Origin of the sequence: Chitinophaga sp., from assembly GCF_035538455.1 — a bacterium.
In the GTDB taxonomy this organism is placed as follows: Bacteria; Bacteroidota; Bacteroidia; order Chitinophagales; family Chitinophagaceae; genus Chitinophaga.
Genome location: NZ_DATLKJ010000056.1, coordinates 1 through 3,097 on the forward strand (window position 1 = coordinate 1; position 3,097 = coordinate 3,097).

Consider the following 3,097-nt stretch of genomic DNA (forward strand, 5'->3'; position numbering starts at 1 on the left):
GCTATGTAGTTCCAGTAGCGAGCTTCGACCGCGACGTCCTTATCACTTACCTGAAGACACGTTTGCCTGAATATATGGTTCCTGGCTGGTGGGTGGTAATGGATGAGCTGCCGCTGAACAGCAATGGTAAGATAGACAAGAGATCCCTGCCGGAACCAGATGCGGACCTGTTGTCTGCGAATGAGTATATCGCACCCCGGAATGAAACAGAATCCGCACTGGCAGTCATCTGGGAGGAGCTGCTTGATGTACAGCGTGTAGGCGTTAATGATAACTTCTTTGAACTGGGCGGGCATTCCCTGCAGGTGATGCGCATGATCTCGGCTATACGAAAAGCGCTGGGCGTGGAAGTAGCTGTCAGAACATTGTTTGAGCTTACGACCGTTGCTGCGCTGGCGAAATACATAAAGATCCGGCAGGATGACTTCGATGATGAGGATGCTGAAACTATTGAACTATAAAAATCAGTACCGCAAAAAATAAACTGTTAAGTATGTCAAATTTTAATCTGATCGATATTGTAGAATTAATAAACAAGGCGAATGATGTTGGCATCAGGATAACCCTGGATGATGACAGGCTGAAGATAAAAGTGCGTAAGGACCAGACGGTGGACAGTAGTTTGCTGGATGAGTTGAAGCTGAAGAAAGAACACCTGATAGCCTACTTCAGAAAGCACGGCGCTGCTATACTTGCAAATGCGGACCCGATCCGGCCTGCGCCTAGGAATGGCGATATGCGCCTGCCACTTTCTTCAAGCCAGGAACGCCTGTGGTTTATTGATCAGCTGGAAGGCAGTACACAATATCATATACCAACAGTATTGCGCCTTCGGGGCCGGCTTCAGGTAAGTGCCCTGGATGCCGCATTGGGAGCCATTGTTGACCGTCATGAGGTACTGCGCACGGTGATCGCCGGCGAAGACGGGAAAGCGTATCAGGAGGTAAAGCCCCGTGGCGGCTGGAAACTGAACGTAGTAGATGATTCCATCTTCCGCAAAGATGAAAGGGCCCTGCGAGTTGGCATCAGAGAACAGATAGAGGCGCCGTTCAACCTATCTACCGATTATATGTTGCGCGCAACATTGTTTGTACTGGACGCCGAAGAATATGTGCTGACAGTTGTGATGCACCACATTGCATCAGATGGATGGTCTGGCGGTATCATTGTAAAAGAACTCGTCGAATTTTATGATGCGGTAACCGAAGGACGGGAAGCCACGTTGCCACCACTCGATATACAGTATGCTGATTTTGCGGTCTGGCAGCGAGAACAGTTTACATCGCCTGCTATGCAGCAGCATATGGAATACTGGAAGCAGAAGCTCGGCGGCGTGGCGGCATTACACCTTCCTGCCGATTATCAACGGCCGGCTGTATTGAGTGCAGACGGAGCTATCAGCCATTTCAGCATCGACAAAGAACTGACTGTTGTATTGCACGCATTGTCCCGCCGCTATGATGCTACATTGTTCATGACATTGCTGACCGCTTTCAAAGTGCTGCTGTACCGCTATACCGGCCAGGATGATATCTGTGTGGGCACGCCTTCTGCGGGGAGGAACAGGCAGGAAGTGGAGGGCCTGGTTGGATTTTTTGTAAATACACTGGCCCTACGCAGTGATCTTACGGGTAATCCTTCCTTTGAAACGTTGCTGTTACAAGTGAAAGACACTACGCTGGGCGCTTATCAGCACCAGGATGTGCCACTGGAAAAAATAGTGGACGCAGTTTCTAAAGAGCGCGATCTAAGTCGCAATCCATTGTTTCAGGTGGTATTTGCATTGCTCAATCTTCCGGAAGCGCCGGCGCTGAAACTCAAAGACCTGACGCTGCTGCCGGAAAAAGTGGAACTTACAAAAGCGCAGTTTGATCTTACACTTACTTTGTTTGAAGGAAAAGATGGTCTCAGCGGAGCTATTGAATACAGCACGGATCTTTATCAGGAAGAAACAATTGCACGCATGATCACCCACTATGTGCAGTTGCTGAAAGCTATTGTAGCTGAGCCTTCCGCAGCGGTGAGCGGGTTGCAGTTACTGACGAACGCTGAAGAAGCACTGTTGCAGACATTTAATACAGCTACTGAATATAAAGAAACTACGACTATCCCGGAAGTATTTGCCACGCAGGTGGAAAGTACGCCGGATAAAACAGCCATCGTGTATGAAGGGCAGTCGCTGACTTATAGAACGCTCGATGAGCAAGCCAATCAACTGGCTCATTACCTGCATATAAAGGGAGTGAGTACAGGCACGCTGGTCCCGCTTTTTCTGGGAAGATCCCTGGAGTTAATGATAGCCGTATTGGGTATATTGAAGGCTGGTGGGGCTTACGTGCCTGTTGATCCGGAGTATCCTGCAGACCGTATCAGTTTTATGTTGTCCGATACAGCGGCCAGCCTGATTATCGCAGACAGCAATAGTAAGCATAAACTACCGCAGCTTGCAGATCATGTGCAGGTAATTGTGTTGGATGATGACTGGCCTGAGATAAATGCCCATGCAAAAAATCCTGTAAATACAATACTCACAGCAGAGAGCCTTGCTTACATTATTTACACTTCGGGCTCTACAGGCAGGCCGAAAGGGGTGCTGGTAAGCCATCGCAACGTGGTGAGCCTCGTGAAGAATGTGACCTATGTATCACTGAGTGCAGCAGATATACTGCTGTCTACGGGTTCTCCATCCTTTGATGCTACGACATTTGAATATTGGGGGATGCTACTCAACGGCGGTACATTGATCCTCTGTCCTGAGCATAGGCTGCTGGACAGCGGCCTGCTGAAGGAAGAGATGCGTCGTCATGGCGTCACCAAAATGTGGTTCACTGCCAGCTGGTTCAACCAGCTGATAGATACGGACATTAGCATATTTGAAGGGCTTTCAGCAGTGCTGGCGGGAGGTGAAAAGCTGTCTGACGAGCATGTGAACAAGCTCAGGAGAACCTATCCGGCTCTCAGCGTTATTAACGGTTACGGCCCTACGGAGAATACGACATTCTCGCTTACTTTCCATGTAGATGACCGTGGTATCATTCCCATAGGCCGTCCGCTGGACAACCGCGCAGCCTATGTGCTGGATGTGCAGTTGCGTCTG

At 49.4% G+C, this 3,097-nt stretch carries 2 protein-coding genes; both read left to right on the forward strand.

Annotation, left to right across the window (positions count from 1 at the left end):
• On the forward strand, positions 1-461 hold a 461-nt coding region (locus VM802_RS07105), incomplete at its 5' end, for a phosphopantetheine-binding protein (RefSeq protein WP_325529126.1).
• 32 nt (positions 462-493) lie between these two features.
• The coding region (locus VM802_RS07110) for a non-ribosomal peptide synthetase (protein ID WP_325529127.1) at positions 494-3,097 on the forward strand (2,604 nt) is incomplete at its 3' end.